Origin of the sequence: Marinomonas sp. ef1 (genome assembly GCF_002806845.1) — a bacterium.
In the GTDB taxonomy this organism is placed as follows: Bacteria; Pseudomonadota; Gammaproteobacteria; order Pseudomonadales; family Marinomonadaceae; genus Marinomonas; species Marinomonas polaris.
Genome location: NZ_NHTT01000013.1, coordinates 97,441 through 114,464 on the forward strand (window position 1 = coordinate 97,441; position 17,024 = coordinate 114,464).

Sequence of the window (17,024 nt, forward strand, 5' to 3'; positions counted from 1 at the left end):
TAAAAAGACCACCGGCGCTCTGCGTTATGTTCAAGGAGTCTAAGTAGAGGCAAGAAGAATTCAACGTGATGAGATTCAAGTGTCAGAGTCGTTGATTTTCAGAAGAAATTTATGTTCAGTTAAAAAACACCCCTTAACCTCTAAAACCAAACCAAACACCCCCAAGCCCATCCCTGATGGGCTTTTTCGTTTCTTTCTTTCCAGTTTTATTTAAGGAGTAATCATGCGTCAGATGATGTCGCTCGGTGGTTTTGTGTTTTCGCTGAGCGAAGGCACGCCATACGAGGGTTTGCAGCGCACTAGCGACGGTGGTTGGGTCGCGGTGGCGCGATACGGTCAAAAGCCGATGAGTCAAAACACGGGCCAACAGTTGGAGAACATCACGGTCACAGGCACGTGGTTTCAAGGCGATGGCATGGCGAATCTCAACGCCTTACGCGCCTTACAAAACCAGCGAGCGCCGTTGGTGCTGGCCGATGGCTACGGCAATAACTTAGGCCAATGGACGATCAAACGCTTGCAAGAGAAGCAAGACAAGATCATCGACGACGGCACCGCCTTCGTCCTCGCCTTCACCCTAGAGCTAGAAGAGTACGCCAATGACAACCATCCGTAGCCGCGACGGCGACACCATTTCCAACATTCTGTGGATCGCCCTAAAACGCAACGACGACCAAGCGGAAGAAGCCTTGTTCGAACTCAACCCTGGCTTAGAAGCCTACGGGCCAGTGCTTCCCGCTGGCGTTGTTATTGACATCCCCACCTTGCCAAACAAAGCAGCCGAGACGGTAACCAACCTATGGGACTAGACAATCCATCCAACTACTTGCCAAGAGTGCGCGTGAGCGGAGCAGGCGAGCGCATCATTAACAATCGCCTGACCTCGTGGGAGCGCATCGACGCCGCAGGCACACAAAGCGACCAACTCACCTTGCACATCGACACCACAGGGCAAACAGGCTTGCCGAAAGAGGGCGCGGTGCTCACGTGGCAAGAAGGCTACGGCGACAACCTGATCGACAAAGGCCAGTTCAAAATTACCCGCATCGTGCCGAAACTGTTTCCGCCCAGCGTCACCATCGTCGCCACCGCCGCGCCGTTTCAGGTAGAAGACAAGACCGGCTTTAAAGAGCGCCGCACACGCACCTTCGAAAACGTCAGCCTTGCCGATCTGTTCCGCCAAGTCGTCACGCCCCACGGATTCAGCCCACGGGTGGCCAAAGAGTTTGAAAGCGTCGTCCTCGAGCACATGGACCAAACCGACGAAACCGACAGCGCCTTCTTAACCCGCATCGCACGGGAACGGGACGCCATCGCCAAACCCGTCAACGATCTGTACGTGCTCGCCAAACGCGGCCAAGTGAAAACCATCACAGGGCAAGCCATCCCGCCCGTCGTCATCGGTGTTCCAAGCCAGAATAAACCAAGCGAAGGCCAATTCATCAACTGCCAACTCGACCGACCCAGCCGAAGCGCCATCACCGGCGTTAAAGCCAACTGGACAAACAACAACACAGGGGAAGAACACACCGTACACGTCGGCACCGCACCGTACAAAAAACTACGCCAAAGCTACGACAACCCAACCACCGCCCAACAAGCCTGCCAAGACGACCTGATCAAAAGCCAACGCCAAGGCACCAGCGTCACCCTCGACTTACCAGGCAACCCCAAACTCGTCGCAGAAGGCATCCTCACCCTAAACGACACCTTCCCACCCGAAATGAAAGGCAACTGGTCCATCGACAAAGTCACCGCACGCGGCGACAGCAAAGCAGGGTATCGTTGTACTGTTGTTGCGAGTGAAGTGGTTTGATATTGGGGGATTGGAAAATGTGTGCGCTTTGTACTGGTACTAAATAAGAAAGTCTTTTAGTATCAATGAATAAGAATTCATTGCATCGAAGTTATGTGCTTTGAGGAATTTGTAAACGCGCATGCGTACGATTAAGCCGTTAGCTGTTTCATTAATTAGGAGTATTATAAACATGCATTTGACAGATGTTGATAAAGAGCTAATAAAGGCTTTCCGGAAATCATCTCTAACTTTTATTGGAGGAGGGCTTTTAGGCTTTATCGCTTTAGCTTTAATGAAGATTTTAACTGTTAATCACACTGAAATTCAATTATTAACGTTAATGGCCATAGAGGTCTTAGTATTAAGAATATTTTTACGGTATCGAAAGCTTTTAGATCCAGAAAAGGCTATGGAAAATAATTCCTCCACAATCATCAAAAGAGAGTTTCTAAAGGCGTTCTTTAATTCTCTCTTAATGTTTTATACTTTTTACAGTATATTTTTTGCATTTAATGGTATTTCAACGATTCAGGGGGATTGGAGTATTGTAAGTAATTCATATTATTATTCCGTTTTATTGCTTAACCTCATCTTTGTGACTTTATCATATATTTTCAATAACACAATTCTTAACTTTATAACGTCTAATTCAGAAAAAATAGATGCAAAGCTTAAAGCAGAAGCTAAAGCTAAAAAATTGTTATTAGAGGAAAAACAAAAAATCACTCATAATATAACTATTGGAAACAGCTAATAAGTTGCTCAAACGGAAAAATAACAATTGCCCATCGCTTCGAGATTATAGCCAACCACTATTTTCCGCTTAGCAAGGCGTTATGCAGTGGGGTGAAATGGCGATACGTCAGGCTATAATAGATCAAGTTAGGCTGCTTTCGCTGGCTTCTGAGCAGCTCGCGTACGAAAAATATGTGCCTCACCCGAAAGTTGTGTCGGAGTTATTCTGCGGTTTTTGTGATGATCTCTTTCATCCGAAAAGTGCTGAGCGGGTATGTCAGTTTACCGAATGTGAATTGAAGGGCTTGGCTCACTTTATGGTGTTTTGTCGGAAGCAGAAAGCTCAGACGCAGTTTCAGTGAGCGAGCTTTTAAAGGATCCAAGGTGTCGCAGAGTCATTGCAGTAGCCAAGTAAGTCTATACCTGACTTAATGCTTCCGTGAATTTGGGGTCAGATGAAAAATAGCACTGAATCTTCATCGACCCCAAAAGACTACGCCAAAGCTACGACAACCCAACCACCGCCCAACAAGCCTGCCAAGACGACCTCATCAAAAGCCAACGCCAAGGCTCCAGCGTCACCCTAGACGCTCTTATTGACTAGATACGGGCAACCCCAAACTCGTCGCAGAAGGCATCCTCACCCTAAACGACACCTTCCCACCGGAAATAAAAGGCAACTGGTCCATCGACAAAGTCACCGCAAGAGGCTACAACAAAGCAGGGTATAGGTGTAGTGACAAGTGAAGTGATTTGAAGGATGTTGAATATAAAACTCAATGACTAAAAAACTCTAGTACGAAGTAAATTTTGTTTTAGATAGTTTAAGGTTATCGTAAAAAATAGGCTTGGGAAAATCATAAGAACTCCATATAAAATTAAAAAAGATTTGAGTTTTATGTTGTTAAAATTCCATTCGCTAATCAAAATATAAAGTGCTGAAAATATAATTAATCCTGCGAATGTTCTATAGACTGCCTGACCCATTAAAGCTGCTTCAAATAATGCTGTTAGTATTGGCTTTTCCCTATTTTGATAGTTTATTTTTTCATCGAAATCACTCATGGAAATGTGATTTCTATATAGATAAAAAGCAATTAATAATATTAAAATTGTAAGTGAGTAGAGTAATGTAATTTCTTGGAATATGGTTTCTTTAATTGATTTTATGAACTTTTCAAGATAGTCCATTCTCCAGAATATAATAAATGGAATTAACGATGTTGCAATGATGGCAAATAATTCAGAGAAGTAGTTAGGATAGGCTGTTTTTTTTCTGTTTTTTTTTAATCTGATTTTGCTAGTCATAAAAGCTTGTCCTTAGCTTCTTTTAATGGATAGTAAAGTGATATGCTAAACGCATTACAACCTCCCTTCAAGGAAGAATCAATGACAACAGAAAAAAACAAAGCTCCTACAGAAACTACCGATGAAAAGCCGAAAGAATCATTCAAGCTCGTTATTTGGCTATCTTTTGGTTTTATAGTGACTTTCGTTTTAGGCTATTTGGGCTTCCTCGTCTATGTATCTTGGCCAATAAGTGAATGGAGCGTTAGTAAAGCTGCTTCCCTTGGCGATAGCTTCGGTATCTTATCATCACTGTTTTCGGGGCTAGCTTTTGCTGGTTTGATCGTCACCATCGTCATGCAGAACAAAACCTTGAAAGCACAGATGGAAGAGCTGGAGCTCGCAAGGAAGGAGTACAAGCGGCAAGGTGATGAGCTTGCAGGACAAAAAGAAGTCATGAATTCTCAGTTTCAATCTATTCAGTTGCAGCAATTTGAAACTACTTTTTTTAAAATGATAGATAACCACCGATCAATAATTAGTTTATATGAATTGAAAATTAGCGAAGAGAATAAGGGAGAGGTTTCTTTTAACGGGTTTGAATATGTTAATAAGTTCTATACAGATGGCTTTAATGTAAAGGCCTTTATTAAAGAGGAGGAGAGTAGAAGATCTTTTTATAAAATCTATTATTGTGGTTTTGTTCGTATATTTAGTCTTGTTGTTAAAAATAAAGAACTGCTGGAATCAAATGGGTTGAAAGATTTTTATGTTGATGTTTTTAAAGACTATTTAAGTTTGGCAGATTTTAATTGTCTTATTCTTCTTACTTACAAATATTCAATAAAATCTCAGGAAAATGTTTTTTATGATTCGATTTTTGAAAAAGAAGAATTCTTTAGTGATATTGATATTGATAAATTCTATAATGCTATACGTGGCGATTTTAGCTTAATTCATGATCAGGGTATATTTTATTTTTTTATATCTTTCTTGTGTAAAATTAAATCTAAAAAAAATGGTTTTTATAATAATTCATTGATAAAGTTATTGGTAAGGTTTGAGGATGATTGTAGCAGTATAATAAATTTTGTTAAAAAAGATTTGCTTGTAATGAATAATAAATTAGATATTAGAAGAAACTTTATGGAGGAAATATCGGAACTCTCTCTAACCGAAATGAATGAAATTGAATTATCTGAATTTGATTCTTGTGTTAAGACGGGGCAGACGAAAATTTTTTATGACTATTTACCCATTAGAGATGTTTATTCCTACAAAGGGGGGGTTGAGTTACTAGCTAAATATTTTGTTAGCGCTAAAAATAACATTCAGGATATCGATACGAAAATAAAATACAATAAAAGTCAAATCGATTATGCAACAGTGATGCTTAAAAAATTAAGTGATATGCGTAAATCAATCCCATTGACCCCACTCGAATCTTGATCTAACATTCTTCTTGCACTGGCAAAATCCAGTGCCGGGATTGATACCCCGTTCTAACCGTAGCGGCCTAAAACACGCACCGCGTGTTTTTTTGTGGCTGGAATCCGCCGTTATGGTGGGTCTTTGTTTGGGCTAGCTTCGGCTAGGCCGTTCCTACGGGCGGTAGTATCAACCTGAATTTAGACTCACCACCTTAATAAGATTGATACCTTGTTTTGGTGGTCAAAATTTTGACCGTAGGAGGCCAAACATGGCTATGCAACTGATTCCGCTTCACACTCGCTCTATCAACGAGCAACCCCTCGATACCGTAAACGCCCGTGATCTTCACACCTTTCTTGAACTAGGCCGCGATTTCAATACTTGGATTAATGCTCGTATTAAACGGTATGGCTTTGAATTTGGCGTAGATTACACTTTTATTTCCCAGTCCCCCAAACGGGGGAGCGGGAATCGTGGCGCAACGAAAGAGTATTTCGTCACCCTAGATATGGCAAAAGAACTGGCCATGGTCGAACTGAATGACAAGGGCAAACAAGCCCGCCGCTACTTCATCGACTGCGAAAAACAACTCCACGAGCAAAAATACCTTCCCGCCACAACAACCGACAAAACCAGCTTCCAAGAAACAGAAAAGTACCAAGTCCTCAACGATATGGTCAAAGCCATGAAACTGGAAAGCAACCCTGTCGTCATCCCCTCTAAGGAACTCGTCGACCTAATCCAAGCCGTCCGCATGTACCAAACCCAAATCGCCCAACTACGCACACCAGACTGGGTAAACGACAACATCACCCGTGTCAAAGATCTCGCCCAACGCAACTTCACAGACTTTTAAACGACAGGCACAAAAAAGCCCACTAATATGGGCTTTAGTTGTTGTTTTTAAATGCTTTTGGCGTTAATTTCATTAACTTAAGTTGATGGTAGTAGCCATCATTATAAGTAACTATTTATGTTAATTAATTTAGAGGGACGCTATGTTTGAACAACTTAGGGAAAAGTATCAGGAGCATGCGGATAGACTTGAAGCTTCATATATAAAATCAAATGAACTTGGGCTTTCGCCTTCATATCTCCCTTATAAAGAGTTTGATGAATCCATTTTAGATAATTTATATCGAATCGTTGATATGGTTAATCCTCTCTTAAACTATGACAATGTGCCAGGTGCCTGCCTGTATGCCCATTGTGAGTTAAAAAAAGCTTTTGCACTTTACGGGTACCATTCTGAGTTGGTTTTTGGAGATGTTCTTGTAAATGGAGTTCCCTATATGGATTGTGATATTGCAGATCTAGAATCTCAGTTAAGTGAAGGAATTACCAATAAAGCTCAAAAGGTGCATTGTTGGCTGTTGTTAGACAGCGGTTTGTTTTTTGACGCAACAGTAATTAGAGACGTGATTGGCGGAGAGAGTGCCGGTGAATTATTTGGTTTTGGTTTTTCGCTTTATGATGAAGGCATTGTTTTTGAGCATAAAGCGATGTTGGTAGGTGAAGAATTTATTCGAAAAACAAATCCTTTGGTTCATAAATAGAACCAATACAAATGAGCCCTAGTACAAAAAGCTCAATAGTATGGGCTTTTTGTACAGTCAGTGTTTCTTATGAGAACTTATTCGTCTATATCTCGTCCACAAATTCTGGATAATCAATAAACATATTTCGGTTCCCTTGTAATTTCTCTGCGCGATTTTTCGACCCTTCAGACTGACGCAGCTAAAGCCTCTTTAAGCTCATCTTGTAACTGCTCTAAACGCTCCGCTACGATGTGCTGATTGGCTTCTGGAATAGCTGAGATATCAGCAAGGGAAATGCATTCTAGATCGGTGAGAAGTTGTTGTAAGTGTTCCATATTGTCTCCTTGACGTTGAATTCGTCCATTCCTCGGACGTGATTAATCATTACATAACACAAGGGTATTTTGTATCGAAATGCTACAAAACAGAGAAGAAATTTTTATGGAATGCTAAAAAAATGCTAAAACGAAAAGATAGGGTATGTAATTTATTGAAAATTAAAGAGTTTCTTTAAGGTTTGTCCAATCCATCATTGGTGCGATGGAAAATCGACGATCAAGCTTATTGCTTGGGTTTATTTGGGTTACCCCGTTATCTAGTGACATGCTTCTACTATCGAATTAATTCAAAAAAGCGTCGCGACATAGGGAAATGACTCCCTGCGACATAGTACAGACATTATGTCATAAAATTACAAGATATCTAAGAGACAAGGCCATCTAGTTTTTTAATTTAGTGAAGTTCAGGTTAGGTAAGCGACGGCGGTTGGGCCGCGATGGCACGATAGGGTCAAAAGCCGATGAGGCAAAAAATGGATCAACAGAACCTCGCTTTCCCCCAGCTCCATTTTTTCCCAAGAATAAACATCTAATATCCATTAAATATGCAAACTGTGCTTATGGGGTTTTATCCTTGTCTCATGTCCTTATAGTGGTAGTAAGACTTTAGAAGTGATACGCGTTTGTTTACGCGTTTGTTTACGCGTTTGTTTACGCGTTTGTTTACGCGTTTCGCTCCTTAAAACGTTAAAGGAGGCAAGTTATGAATAAGACACTAATTATTGGCGCAAGTGGTCAAATCGGTCAGTTGGTCACGAAGACGCTGGCAGAAACCGGTGAGCCTGTTCGTGCTCTGGTGCGTAACAAAAGTAAGCTGGATCACATTAAGGGCGGCGAGCTTGAGATCATGGAAGCGGATTTAGAGGGTGACTTTAGTCAGGCTTTTGATGGTATTGATAATGTGATTTTTGCTGCTGGCTCTGGTGGTTCAACAGGTGCTGATAAGACCTTGTTGATTGATTTATGGGCAGCTAAGAAAGCCGTGGATTATGCAAAAGCAGCCAATGTTAAGCAGTTTATTATGGTGAGCAGTATTGGTGCTGATGATCCTGAGGCAATAGAGTCAGATATCAAGCCTTATTTGGTTGCTAAACATATGGCAGATCAATATTTGATGGCGTCAGGTGTACCTTTTACTATTGTTCGTCCTGGCCCATTAACGAATGATGAAGGCCAAGGGAAAATCACTATAAAAAGACCAAATAGCAGAGAGGAAATGGCGATTCCGCGTGCTGATGTTGCTAAATCGGTTTTATTTATCCTAAGCAAGGATGACTTGAATGGTAAGATATTCGAGCTGTTTGGTGGTACTTATGATGTTGATAATGTTCTTGTCTAACAGCGTAGGCTTATTAGAATAGCCAAAAGAGCCCTAATGTGAAGTGACTCCGAATAGTTGGAAGACGACATTGGGGCTCTTTTGTATTTGTTGCTTTTATTTGGATCTTTATTGAGCATTTAAGCTTCTCAGTAAATAAAATTGCTAAGCAGGTTGGTTTTCTTTGAACTGTTCGCTGTAAGTTTCCAGTAGTTTTTCTGCTTGAATACGTTTGTAAATTTCTTCACGATGAACGCTTATTTTTTGCGGGGCTTTGATGCCGATGCGAACTTGAGTGCCTTGTACTCCTAATACAGTGACTTCCGTATCATCGCCGATATTAATGGTTTCACCGGGGTGTCGAGTAATGACTAGCATAATTCCTATCCTTTGGTTGTTGTCGACACTTTTAAAATACAATTTATGTTGTTAATGTGTCAACAGCTTAAGGTGCTTTTCTTGTTTAATAGGCCAAACGTTACGTTAGTATGAAGCAGGGGGGTTGTAAATGGTCTAAAACAAGATTCGGGCTTGGGTGACAACACCTATGACTGTTAGGTCATTGGGGACTTCAATTGGTCTATAGTTCGGGTTGAGTGGTGTTAGATAAGTTCGGCCAGCGTCGATGACTAATTTTTTAAATGTCACGTCTTTGCTGTCTGCTACTTTTGCGATGATCAAATCACCATTCTTGGCTGTTAAGCTAGGTTCAACCAGAATTAGGTAACCTTCGGGAACGCTTGCGCCAGAAGGTGACATCATACTGTCTCCTATGACATTTAGCCAAAATGCTGATTTCGATGTGGATTCTGGTGTTTCTATCCAGTCAAATTTTCTTTCGTCTAATTCAGCAATATTCGGCCATTGAGCTGCTTGTTGCGTTGTAATTATAGGTCTTAAATTAGTTTTTAAGGATTGTGAAGAGCTGTTGTTATTGGTGTAGCTAGAAGCACTTTCTCTTACTTCACTGGCTGTTCCCAGTAATAACCATTCTGCATCACAATGTAATGCCTTAGCTAAATTGAGTAGCCTACGTGGATTTTGTGTTCTGCCGTCTTCAATTTTTTGCAGCGACTGTTGGGATATGCCAACGAGCTTCGCTAACTCGGCTTGGGTCAGTCTTAGGTCTGTTCTTTTTTGTTTAACGCGTTCTGCAATAGTCATAAGCGAATAATTACAACTTTATCTGTATTTGACAAACAATAAAAACTGTCATCAAATACAGTAAAGGTTGTTAAGGAGGTTATATGTCAGCCATTGCAAAAGCAGTCGAAATTGTAGGAAGCCAAACTGCACTCGCGCAAATTTTAGGAGTTAAACAAGCGCATGTCTGGAATTGGTTACATATCCATAAGCGTTCACCTGCGAAATACATACGGCGTATCTCGTTGGCTACGGCAGGGGAGGTCAGTGAAAGTGATTTGCTTAGGGATCATGAGCTCTAGTTTGATGTTTGTTATAGGAGATTAATCTCTCGTCTTTACAAAAATTTGCTAGTTTATTCGCGTGCTTTAAAACATACTGTACGAATATACAGTTTGGGTGTTTTTACTATGCGCGTTTCTTATCTTGGTACTTCTGAGTCGGCTGCTTTCATTGCGGCAAACAGTGTTCGAATTCCACTTTATTCTGAGCCAGTGAAACCTTCGGATCTCAGTAAGCAGCCTGAAGACAAGTCTGTGGATCTGAATGCTTTGTGTATTCCTAATCCTACAGCAACTTTTTTTGTGCGTGCTCAAGGTGAGCCGATGGAAAGAGAAGATATTCAAACAGGTGATGTACTGGTTGTGGACCGATCATTAACTGCGCGTCATGGAGACATTGTGATTGCATTTGAACATGGAAAGATGGCGGTAATGACGTTGGAACTAAAACCAGACGTGCTGCTTCGTCCTAAGAACAAAGCTTACGCTGCAAAAAAAGTTACGCCAGTTGTTGAAAATGAAGTATCTAGTTTAGAAGTATTTGGTGTTGTAACGAGTGTGGTGCGTCAATTAGAGCGTGGTGAATAACTTCGTTTTTGATAGCTCTATCTATTAGTTCTACTTCTAATAGTTCTACTTCTAATAGTTCTATGTCTAGTAGTTCTATGCCTAATAGATAATGTTAGTTAATAAAAAACGCCTTTCACTACTTAATAATGAAAGGCGTCGTGGCCATCCGGCCTAGTGTTTTACCGTCACCTTAGAGCCATCTAAGGTGACGGTCTGGTCATCCGTCGCTCGGTTGTTCTCCTGGTGGTATTTGAGCTTTTCCTTTCAGATCACTTTCTAAGTCTTTGTTACCAGCTAATGGACGAATGTGTCCGTTATCGCGGTAGAAACCAATATCTTTTAAGTAATGGTCATCAAGCTGACGAAACAATTGGTTGGTGCGACGAGCTTCAAAATATTCTTTAGCGGCGTTGAATAGGGCGATGATACTCATAAGTTTTCTCCAAAATAATAGTTTTGGCGGAACTTACGGGGTGATTTCTTACAGAGGTGACCGCGTAAATTCCGCGGTCAATGGTGTATTACACAGGCATTGAACGCGTGGACAAAGTTTTACGTACTCGATTATTAATGCGAATAGCCAAAGGGGAAGTAGAATGATTTAGCGTATATGTAGTCATCTTGCTTCTCCTTAACTTTGTGTTCTATTGGTTGCGTTATGCATTGTGTAATTTTTGCTCTTTTTCGAGCTTTTTTATTGAGCCTTTTTTTGTGACTTATGTCAATCATTTATATTGATATATCTTTTATTTTTTTTACATTACCAATGCCTTCATGATGTGAAAAAAACAGTTTGTTTGTAGCGGTATTGTCGGTGTTTTTTGCTGTACAATTCGTCGCGATTTTCTTGTCCTTTTTTGTAGTTAATAATGTAGTAAGTGACCCCATGGCGACGAAAGCAACAATTTATAAAGCATCGGTTCAAGTGTCCGATATGGATCGAAACCATTACCAAAGTTATGAATTGACCTTGGCATTACATCCTTCTGAAACTGAAGAACGCATGATGGTGCGTTTAGCGGCGTTTGCTTTATTGGCTGACGAGAAAGAAGGCGGCGAGCAATTAAGTTTCAGCAAAGGCATTAGTACTGAAGACGAACCAGATCTTTGGCAGAAAAATTACTCAGACGAAATTCTGCTTTGGGTAGAGTTGGGTCAGCCTGACGAGAAGCGTTTACGTAAAGCTTGTGGTCGAGCTCAGAAAGTGATCGTCGTTAATTATAACGATAAGTCCGATATTTGGTGGGAACAAAACAAAGGCAAAAATAGTCGTTTTGATAACATGCGAGTCTTGCAGTTCCGCGAATCTCAAGTTGAGGCGTTGGCGAAGATCTGTACTCGATCTATGCAATTGAACGTCACTATTCAAGATGGCGAAATGTGGATCTCTGGTGAGCTAGGCGAATGCGCAATGACGCCAATGTGGCGAGGCGAGCAATAAGCTCACCTCGTTTCGGTCGATTGATTTGCTTTTTTAGCTAGGCTTTATGCAAAGTACGTTGAAACAAAGCCACCGCTTTGTTGTAGCATTCTAAGGCGAGAGCTGGATCGTAACGATCGCCTCCGTCGCGCATGAAAGCATGCTGTCCGTTGAATTCATGCCAAGTGAATAGGCGGTCAGTATCGATCAATTGCTGATAAATCTTCTGACGTCCTTCTGTTGATACATGGGGATCTTGTTTGCCCCATACCATCGTCAATTCCCCTTGAATTTCTTTCGTGCGAGTAAAAGAATCATTGCCTTCGTCGCAAGGAATGGTATTCGAATGAATATCAGTAGCGTACAAGCAGAAAGATGCTTGAATACGAGGGTTTAAGGCTGCACGATAAGCCAAATGACCGCCCAAGCAAACGCCCATGGAACCAAATTGACCAGTGCAATAATCTTGCTGTTCGAAATATTCGAGCATAGCTACAGTATCGCTGTCATGAGCTTCTAGTGTTTTAGTGAATTTGTCTGCGTTGCCTTTGTCTTTGCCTTCATCGTCATAGCCTAATACTGTGCCGATTGGATTAAGTTCATGAAGCACTTCTGGCACAATAACTACAAAACCATGGCCAGCCATTATGGCTGCAGAGCGTGCAATCGGTGCGGTTTGTTGGAAAATTTCAGAATAAAAAAAGATACAAGGAAAGCGCCCTTCGGCCTGAGGACGATAAACGGTGCAGCGCATAGTGCCTGTTGGCGTGTTAATATCTTGATCGTGACGTTGAATGATCATGGTTTTCCTTAAAGTGATTTGTAATTTTCCTACATGATATTCGACCCAATCATGATGAGCCAGCCACAAAGCTCTCAAATAGACCCAAAAGTTCCCAAATATAGACAAAAGCCAAATTTAACCAACGAGTAGAAAGAACCCGTGCGAATTTTATTGATCAGTGCCTACGAAGCCAGCAGCCATAAAGCTTGGGCAAATACCTTGATGAATGGTTTAAGTCAGCATGATTGGAGTTATTTGTCTTTGCCTGCTCGGCATTTTGCATGGCGGATTCGTGGTAATGCCATGAGTTTTGCTTTTGACCCGAAATTTAAGCCGATACTGGAAAAGCCTTATGACTTGGTTATTGCCACGTCAATGACGGATTGTGTTGGTCTAAAAGCCTTTTGCCCTGATTTGCAAAACCTACCTTGGTTGCTGTATTTCCATGAAAACCAATTTGCCTATCCTGCGAGTGATAAACAGCAAGGTCTTATCGAAATGCAAATGGTTACTTTGTACAGTGCCTTGGCGGCTGATTTGTGTGTATTTAACAGCCAATTTAACAAAGCCTCGTTCTTTGCTGGTGCTCGCGCCTTGTTAAAAAAACTGCCTGATTATGTCTCACCAGATTGGTTAAATGGCGCTGAAGCAAAATCTCAAGTTCTTCCTGTACCTTTGGATATGCTTGTTTCTATGGAGGCTTTGGTTTCGGCAGAAGAAAGCACGAACTCGAAATCACAACCAGGGCGAATAAAGTTAGTTTGGTCGGCACGTTGGGAATTCGACAAAGGGCCAGATCGACTGCTGGCTATTTTAGAAGAATTAGAACATCGCAAACTAGATTACGAAATTGCCATTTTAGGCGAGCAATTTCGTTCCACGCCAAAAGAATTTAATCAGATTCAAGCCCAATTTTCCCATCGTATTAGCCAGTTCGGTTTCGCACCAAGTCGAGCGGATTATCTGCGCTTTCTTTCATCATCAGGCATTGTGCTCTCTACCGCTTTACATGAATTCCAAGGTCTTGCGGTACTAGAGGCGGTTACTCTTGGTTGTGTGCCAGTGTTACCAAATCGGCAGGTTTACCCAGAGCTGTTCGGCAAATATCAGAACGGGAAGCACCACAACGAAAAGGACCGGAACGAAAAACAATACCTTTATCAAAGTGATCTAAACAACATACCGCAAGAAGCAAAGAACGCAGTGGATTTGATTCAATATATTGTTGCAAATGATGTAAAAGCCCCGGATGTGAGCCAGTATCAAGCTAAAAATTTACTGGTGAAGTATGACGAACTGGTTGAAAAGAAGGGTAGTTCAACTCGTCTATAAGAGTTCTGATATGGCGTTAGGATAAAACTATATTGGTTGCGCAATTTTCATGCTATGTATAGACAACCTTTCTTTGGTTACTCTTATTCAAATTTCTTTTTCCTATAAGTACGCCTATCTATTTTGGATTGATATGACTCAAAATAGCGCATAAGTCTTTATGTTGCGCTTATTCTGTGCGATATTTGCTCTGTTAGCGTTGAAAAATAAAAACAAACTTATCTTAATCTCAAGTGAATAGGCTTTATTGCGATATTTTAATATGTATATACATGTTGGTATATATGTTGCTATTTATCTTGTGATTAATAACGTTCTCATAGGAAGTCCTCATATGAATGCTACAGATTCAAAGTCCGGAGTTGTGTCTCCGTTGTCTCTTCTTAAACTCATTGCTTATAGTTGTATTGGTATTTTTGTCTTTTTCATTCCGATCAGTATTGGTGGAAAAGAAACGATCCCGCTTGATCATATTGTGTCGTGGCTTAGAAATGATTACGGTCAAATGGCCGAGGTTTACGCTATTTTGGTAGTCTTAGCCGGTGGTGCTTATCCTTTTATTTCGGGTAACTGGCGTACAAGTAAAACTCAAACCGTATTGTCTATTTTTAAAGTGTTGGGTGTTGTTACTGCTGTAATGGCATTTTTCTCTGTTGGCCCAGCCTTCTTATTCGAGAAAGACATGCTGCCTTTCTTGTTCAGTAAGTTGGTTGTACCTGTTGGTTTGATCGTGCCTATTGGTGCGGTATTCCTCGCATTTTTAATTGGTTACGGGCTGCTTGAATTTGCAGGTGTGCTTTTACAGCCGATTATGAAGCCGTTGTTTAAGACGCCGGGTAAGTCTGCGATTGATGCGGTTGCATCGTTTGTAGGCAGTTATTCTATTGGTTTGTTGATTACCAACCGAGTTTATAAGTCTGGTCAATATTCCGCGAAAGAAGCGGCGATTATTGCTACTGGCTTTTCCACTGTGTCAGCGACTTTCATGGTAATTGTGGCGAAAACATTGGGTTTGATGGATGTTTGGAACGTATTTTTCTGGGCAACCTTGTTGATTACCTTTGTGGTAACGGCAATCACTGTACGACTTTTCCCGCTTAGCAAAATGGATGACACAGCAGAAAGTCGTGAAGTGGAAAAGTTCCAGCATTCTCGTTTTAAACAGGCTGCCTTAGAAGGGCTTGAAGTTGCGAGCAGTGCAAATCCACTTGCTCGTAATATCCTGCAAAACATCAAAGAAGGCATGTTAATGGCAATGAGTATTTTGCCTTCCATCATGTCTGTCGGTTTGTGTGGTTTGTTATTGGCGAAATACACACCAGTGTTTGAATGGATTGGTTACCTGTTTTACCCATTCGCGTGGATCGCACAATTGCCTGATCCAATGATGGTTGCTACCGCGTCGGCTACTGGTTTGGCGGAAATGTTCTTGCCAGCTTTGATAGCAGCGAAAAGCGTATTTGTTGTTAAGTTTGTGGTTGGCGTGGTGTCGATCTCATCCATACTTTTCTTCTCTGCGTCGATTCCTTGTATTTTGTCGACCGAGATTCCGTTGAACATTAAGCAAATGCTGATTGTTTGGTATCAGCGAGTCGCTTTGACAATTCTGCTAGCCTCGCCAGTGGCGTTTTGGGCGGAGCAATTTATTAAGTAAATACTTAACTAAAAAAAGCGAAATAAAACACGCTAAATTGACACCATGTCATCAATTTGGTGTGTTTTATTCTTTCTTGCAAAATGTCGAATTTCTTCAATTAATACAGGCCTGCAGTCGTTAGGATTGAGCTTCAAATTTATTCTTTGGAGGTCTCAAAATGTTAAAACGCATCAACTATTATGCCGCTGCGCCACAAGCGTTTGAGCTTTTGCTTAAGCAAGAAGAAGTCTTAGGCCAGCAATTTGCACAGATACCAAGCCTAGGTAAGACTATCTTAGAACTAGTGAAGCTTCGCGTATCACAGATTAACCAATGTGCCTTTTGTTTGGATATGCATAGCACGCAAGCATTAGAAATGGGCGAGACGTATGAACGAATGATTGCTTTGAGTGCATGGCAAGATTCTCCATTATTTTCAGATCAAGAACGTCAAGCCTTGGCTTGGGCGGAGCATCTTGTTGCAGGTCATTCAGTTAATGATGCTCATTACGAAGAAATGCTAGCCAATTTTGGGGAATCTGGATTAACCTATTTGACCATTGCTATAAATGCTATTTCTAGTTGGAATCGAATTGTAAAAGTCTTTAAACCTGAGGTTGGTAGTTTTCGCTAAATAAGCTGTTTCTGCTTACCAGTAAGTTAGAGGATTAACATGTCATCGCCCTTGTTGTTTGATATCCATTTTCCTCAAGGGCATCTTGCTTTGTGGTTGCAAGCTATCTGGTCGGCACAGGTTCCAATAAATCAGCAAGGTGTGACTCGCCGTTTGGTTGCGGATGCCGGTAGTGGCATCTTGTTTAATCTTGGAGTGCCAGTGCTGATCGATCAGCAAGAATTCCAAGATCAGGTGATGTTCCAAGCAACTAATCAACGTGCTCATCTCATTCATTTATCATCTGGAACAGATCTAATTGGGGTGCGTTTTCAGCCCGGAATGGGGCGCTTATTTCAGACAAAATTGGCAAAACAAGAAGACACGACTGGTCCACTGCAAACGTCTGAATTTATTCAATCTTTATTGGTGCAATTAAAAGACTGTTTGAATGCTCAAAAGCGTATAGATTTATTGGATAAGGCTTTTTACCAAAGGGTTTCTAGTATGATCGATATCCATGATCCTGTGCGGAAAGCCGTAGAGTTGTTACAACAATCTTCCCGAGTTGATTTGTTAGATGTGCTTCCACTTAGCCAGCGCCAAATAGAGCGCCAGTTTCAGCACCGCTTGAGTATGTCGCCAAAATACTTCCAACGATTGAGAAGAGTGCGGGCTGTTTTGCTGGCTTTAAAAGAAGGGAAAAATCACACCCTACTAGCGGAGCTTGCTATCGAATACGGTTTTTCTGATCAAGCTCATATGACGCGTGAATGCCAATTAATCGCAGGTATTACGCC

General features: G+C 41.3%; 22 protein-coding genes. 16 read left to right on the forward strand and 6 right to left on the reverse strand.

Annotation, left to right across the window (positions count from 1 at the left end):
• Positions 1–223: 223 nt before the first annotated feature.
• From CCS02_RS17395 to CCS02_RS17415, 5 genes are all read left to right on the forward strand, one after another.
• Complete coding sequence (locus tag CCS02_RS17395; protein WP_024022801.1) at positions 224–616, forward strand: phage tail protein; 393 nt, start codon at positions 224–226, stop codon at positions 614–616.
• A complete protein-coding gene (locus CCS02_RS17400) occupies positions 600–809 on the forward strand; it encodes a tail protein X (protein ID WP_100637290.1) in 210 nt (69 codons plus the stop codon). The genes CCS02_RS17395 and CCS02_RS17400 overlap by 17 nt, the downstream gene beginning before the upstream one ends.
• A gap of 32 nt (positions 810–841) precedes the next feature.
• Positions 842–1,816 carry a contractile injection system protein, VgrG/Pvc8 family gene (locus CCS02_RS17405; RefSeq protein WP_232728903.1) on the forward strand — a complete coding sequence of 325 codons (975 nt, stop codon included), beginning with the start codon at positions 842–844 and terminating at the stop codon, positions 1,814–1,816.
• 172 nt (positions 1,817–1,988) lie between these two features.
• On the forward strand, positions 1,989–2,552 hold the full coding sequence (locus CCS02_RS17410) for a hypothetical protein (protein ID WP_100637292.1): 564 nt from the start codon (positions 1,989–1,991) through the stop codon (positions 2,550–2,552).
• An 82-nt stretch (positions 2,553–2,634) separates the two neighbouring features.
• The gene (locus CCS02_RS17415) at positions 2,635–2,895 is read left to right on the forward strand and encodes a hypothetical protein (RefSeq protein ID WP_100637293.1); all 261 of its coding nucleotides are present in this window, start codon (positions 2,635–2,637) and stop codon (positions 2,893–2,895) included.
• 421 nt (positions 2,896–3,316) lie between these two features.
• On the opposite strand, the gene CCS02_RS17425 is transcribed toward CCS02_RS17415, so the two are convergent.
• Positions 3,317–3,841: a hypothetical protein gene (locus CCS02_RS17425; RefSeq protein ID WP_100637294.1), complete on the reverse strand. Its 525-nt coding sequence runs from the start codon at positions 3,839–3,841 to the stop codon at positions 3,317–3,319.
• An 81-nt stretch (positions 3,842–3,922) separates the two neighbouring features.
• On the opposite strand from CCS02_RS17425, the gene CCS02_RS17430 reads away from it, so the two are divergent.
• The 3 genes from CCS02_RS17430 (at position 3,923) to CCS02_RS17440 (ending at position 6,807) form a co-directional block, all read left to right on the forward strand.
• Positions 3,923–5,269: a hypothetical protein gene (locus tag CCS02_RS17430; protein ID WP_100637295.1), complete on the forward strand. Its 1,347-nt coding sequence runs from the start codon at positions 3,923–3,925 to the stop codon at positions 5,267–5,269.
• 250 nt (positions 5,270–5,519) lie between these two features.
• Positions 5,520–6,107, forward strand: a complete 588-nt coding sequence (locus CCS02_RS17435) for an antA/AntB antirepressor family protein (protein ID WP_100637296.1) — start codon at positions 5,520–5,522, stop codon at positions 6,105–6,107.
• Positions 6,108–6,249: 142 nt separating this feature from the next.
• On the forward strand, positions 6,250–6,807 hold the full coding sequence (locus CCS02_RS17440; RefSeq protein ID WP_100637297.1) for a hypothetical protein: 558 nt from the start codon (positions 6,250–6,252) through the stop codon (positions 6,805–6,807).
• Positions 6,808–6,974: 167 nt separating this feature from the next.
• Here CCS02_RS17440 and CCS02_RS22305 read toward each other — a convergent pair whose 3' ends face one another.
• On the reverse strand, positions 6,975–7,124 hold the full coding sequence (locus CCS02_RS22305; RefSeq protein WP_198515413.1) for a hypothetical protein: 150 nt from the start codon (positions 7,122–7,124) through the stop codon (positions 6,975–6,977).
• A gap of 706 nt (positions 7,125–7,830) precedes the next feature.
• Between CCS02_RS22305 and CCS02_RS17445 the strand changes: the two genes are divergently transcribed.
• Positions 7,831–8,466 (forward strand): SDR family oxidoreductase, encoded by a 636-nt coding sequence (locus CCS02_RS17445; protein ID WP_100637298.1) that lies wholly within the window; start codon positions 7,831–7,833, stop codon positions 8,464–8,466.
• Between the two features lie 144 nt (positions 8,467–8,610).
• On the opposite strand, the gene csrA is transcribed toward CCS02_RS17445, so the two are convergent.
• Together csrA and CCS02_RS17455 are read right to left on the reverse strand one after the other, a co-directional pair.
• Positions 8,611–8,823 carry a carbon storage regulator CsrA gene (gene csrA, locus CCS02_RS17450; RefSeq protein ID WP_100637299.1) on the reverse strand — a complete coding sequence of 71 codons (213 nt, stop codon included), beginning with the start codon at positions 8,821–8,823 and terminating at the stop codon, positions 8,611–8,613.
• A 135-nt stretch (positions 8,824–8,958) separates the two neighbouring features.
• Positions 8,959–9,609 carry a LexA family protein gene (locus CCS02_RS17455; protein ID WP_100187992.1) on the reverse strand — a complete coding sequence of 217 codons (651 nt, stop codon included), beginning with the start codon at positions 9,607–9,609 and terminating at the stop codon, positions 8,959–8,961.
• Between the two features lie 83 nt (positions 9,610–9,692).
• On the opposite strand from CCS02_RS17455, the gene CCS02_RS17460 reads away from it, so the two are divergent.
• Both CCS02_RS17460 and CCS02_RS17465 read left to right on the forward strand, forming a co-directional pair.
• The gene (locus CCS02_RS17460) at positions 9,693–9,890 is read left to right on the forward strand and encodes a helix-turn-helix domain-containing protein (protein WP_100187991.1); all 198 of its coding nucleotides are present in this window, start codon (positions 9,693–9,695) and stop codon (positions 9,888–9,890) included.
• A 108-nt stretch (positions 9,891–9,998) separates the two neighbouring features.
• Positions 9,999–10,457 (forward strand): S24 family peptidase, encoded by a 459-nt coding sequence (locus tag CCS02_RS17465; protein WP_072839777.1) that lies wholly within the window; start codon positions 9,999–10,001, stop codon positions 10,455–10,457.
• A gap of 199 nt (positions 10,458–10,656) precedes the next feature.
• Here CCS02_RS17465 and CCS02_RS17470 read toward each other — a convergent pair whose 3' ends face one another.
• Complete coding sequence (locus tag CCS02_RS17470) at positions 10,657–10,872, reverse strand: hypothetical protein (RefSeq protein ID WP_100187990.1); 216 nt, start codon at positions 10,870–10,872, stop codon at positions 10,657–10,659.
• 453 nt (positions 10,873–11,325) lie between these two features.
• Here CCS02_RS17470 and CCS02_RS17475 point away from each other — a divergent pair, with 453 nt between their 5' ends.
• Positions 11,326–11,880 (forward strand): YaeQ family protein, encoded by a 555-nt coding sequence (locus CCS02_RS17475; protein WP_012070169.1) that lies wholly within the window; start codon positions 11,326–11,328, stop codon positions 11,878–11,880.
• Positions 11,881–11,917: 37 nt separating this feature from the next.
• Here the strand turns inward: CCS02_RS17475 and CCS02_RS17480 are convergent, their stop codons facing one another.
• Positions 11,918–12,661 (reverse strand): dienelactone hydrolase family protein, encoded by a 744-nt coding sequence (locus tag CCS02_RS17480; RefSeq protein WP_100637300.1) that lies wholly within the window; start codon positions 12,659–12,661, stop codon positions 11,918–11,920.
• 141 nt (positions 12,662–12,802) lie between these two features.
• Here CCS02_RS17480 and CCS02_RS17485 point away from each other — a divergent pair, with 141 nt between their 5' ends.
• From CCS02_RS17485 to CCS02_RS17500, 4 genes are all read left to right on the forward strand, one after another.
• Entirely contained in the window at positions 12,803–13,975 is a 1,173-nt protein-coding gene (locus CCS02_RS17485) for a tRNA-queuosine alpha-mannosyltransferase domain-containing protein (RefSeq protein WP_100637301.1), read from the forward strand.
• A gap of 334 nt (positions 13,976–14,309) precedes the next feature.
• Positions 14,310–15,629: a YjiH family protein gene (locus CCS02_RS17490; RefSeq protein WP_232728904.1), complete on the forward strand. Its 1,320-nt coding sequence runs from the start codon at positions 14,310–14,312 to the stop codon at positions 15,627–15,629.
• A 160-nt stretch (positions 15,630–15,789) separates the two neighbouring features.
• The gene (locus CCS02_RS17495; RefSeq protein WP_100637303.1) at positions 15,790–16,245 is read left to right on the forward strand and encodes a carboxymuconolactone decarboxylase family protein; all 456 of its coding nucleotides are present in this window, start codon (positions 15,790–15,792) and stop codon (positions 16,243–16,245) included.
• Positions 16,246–16,284: 39 nt separating this feature from the next.
• On the forward strand, positions 16,285–17,024 hold a 740-nt coding region (locus CCS02_RS17500; protein ID WP_100637304.1), incomplete at its 3' end, for a helix-turn-helix domain-containing protein.

What these genes read in the sequence shown, in the direction of transcription:
- CCS02_RS17465 (WP_072839777.1), top strand. Translation starts at nt 9,999, where the DNA reads ATGCGCGTTTCTTATCTTGGTACTTCTGAGTCGGCTGCTTTCATTGCG.
- CCS02_RS22305 (WP_198515413.1), bottom strand. Translation starts at nt 7,124, where the DNA reads ATGGAACACTTACAACAACTTCTCACCGATCTAGAATGCATTTCCCTT.
- CCS02_RS17475 (WP_012070169.1), top strand. Translation starts at nt 11,326, where the DNA reads ATGGCGACGAAAGCAACAATTTATAAAGCATCGGTTCAAGTGTCCGAT.
- CCS02_RS17415 (WP_100637293.1), top strand. Translation starts at nt 2,635, where the DNA reads ATGCAGTGGGGTGAAATGGCGATACGTCAGGCTATAATAGATCAAGTT.
- CCS02_RS17480 (WP_100637300.1), bottom strand. Translation starts at nt 12,661, where the DNA reads ATGATCATTCAACGTCACGATCAAGATATTAACACGCCAACAGGCACT.
- CCS02_RS17455 (WP_100187992.1), bottom strand. Translation starts at nt 9,609, where the DNA reads ATGACTATTGCAGAACGCGTTAAACAAAAAAGAACAGACCTAAGACTG.
- CCS02_RS17495 (WP_100637303.1), top strand. Translation starts at nt 15,790, where the DNA reads ATGTTAAAACGCATCAACTATTATGCCGCTGCGCCACAAGCGTTTGAG.
- CCS02_RS17435 (WP_100637296.1), top strand. Translation starts at nt 5,520, where the DNA reads ATGGCTATGCAACTGATTCCGCTTCACACTCGCTCTATCAACGAGCAA.
- CCS02_RS17445 (WP_100637298.1), top strand. Translation starts at nt 7,831, where the DNA reads ATGAATAAGACACTAATTATTGGCGCAAGTGGTCAAATCGGTCAGTTG.
- CCS02_RS17400 (WP_100637290.1), top strand. Translation starts at nt 600, where the DNA reads ATGACAACCATCCGTAGCCGCGACGGCGACACCATTTCCAACATTCTG.
- CCS02_RS17395 (WP_024022801.1), top strand. Translation starts at nt 224, where the DNA reads ATGCGTCAGATGATGTCGCTCGGTGGTTTTGTGTTTTCGCTGAGCGAA.
- CCS02_RS17490 (WP_232728904.1), top strand. Translation starts at nt 14,310, where the DNA reads ATGAATGCTACAGATTCAAAGTCCGGAGTTGTGTCTCCGTTGTCTCTT.
- CCS02_RS17425 (WP_100637294.1), bottom strand. Translation starts at nt 3,841, where the DNA reads ATGACTAGCAAAATCAGATTAAAAAAAAACAGAAAAAAAACAGCCTAT.
- CCS02_RS17410 (WP_100637292.1), top strand. Translation starts at nt 1,989, where the DNA reads ATGCATTTGACAGATGTTGATAAAGAGCTAATAAAGGCTTTCCGGAAA.
- CCS02_RS17430 (WP_100637295.1), top strand. Translation starts at nt 3,923, where the DNA reads ATGACAACAGAAAAAAACAAAGCTCCTACAGAAACTACCGATGAAAAG.
- CCS02_RS17460 (WP_100187991.1), top strand. Translation starts at nt 9,693, where the DNA reads ATGTCAGCCATTGCAAAAGCAGTCGAAATTGTAGGAAGCCAAACTGCA.
- CCS02_RS17440 (WP_100637297.1), top strand. Translation starts at nt 6,250, where the DNA reads ATGTTTGAACAACTTAGGGAAAAGTATCAGGAGCATGCGGATAGACTT.
- CCS02_RS17470 (WP_100187990.1), bottom strand. Translation starts at nt 10,872, where the DNA reads ATGAGTATCATCGCCCTATTCAACGCCGCTAAAGAATATTTTGAAGCT.
- csrA (WP_100637299.1), bottom strand. Translation starts at nt 8,823, where the DNA reads ATGCTAGTCATTACTCGACACCCCGGTGAAACCATTAATATCGGCGAT.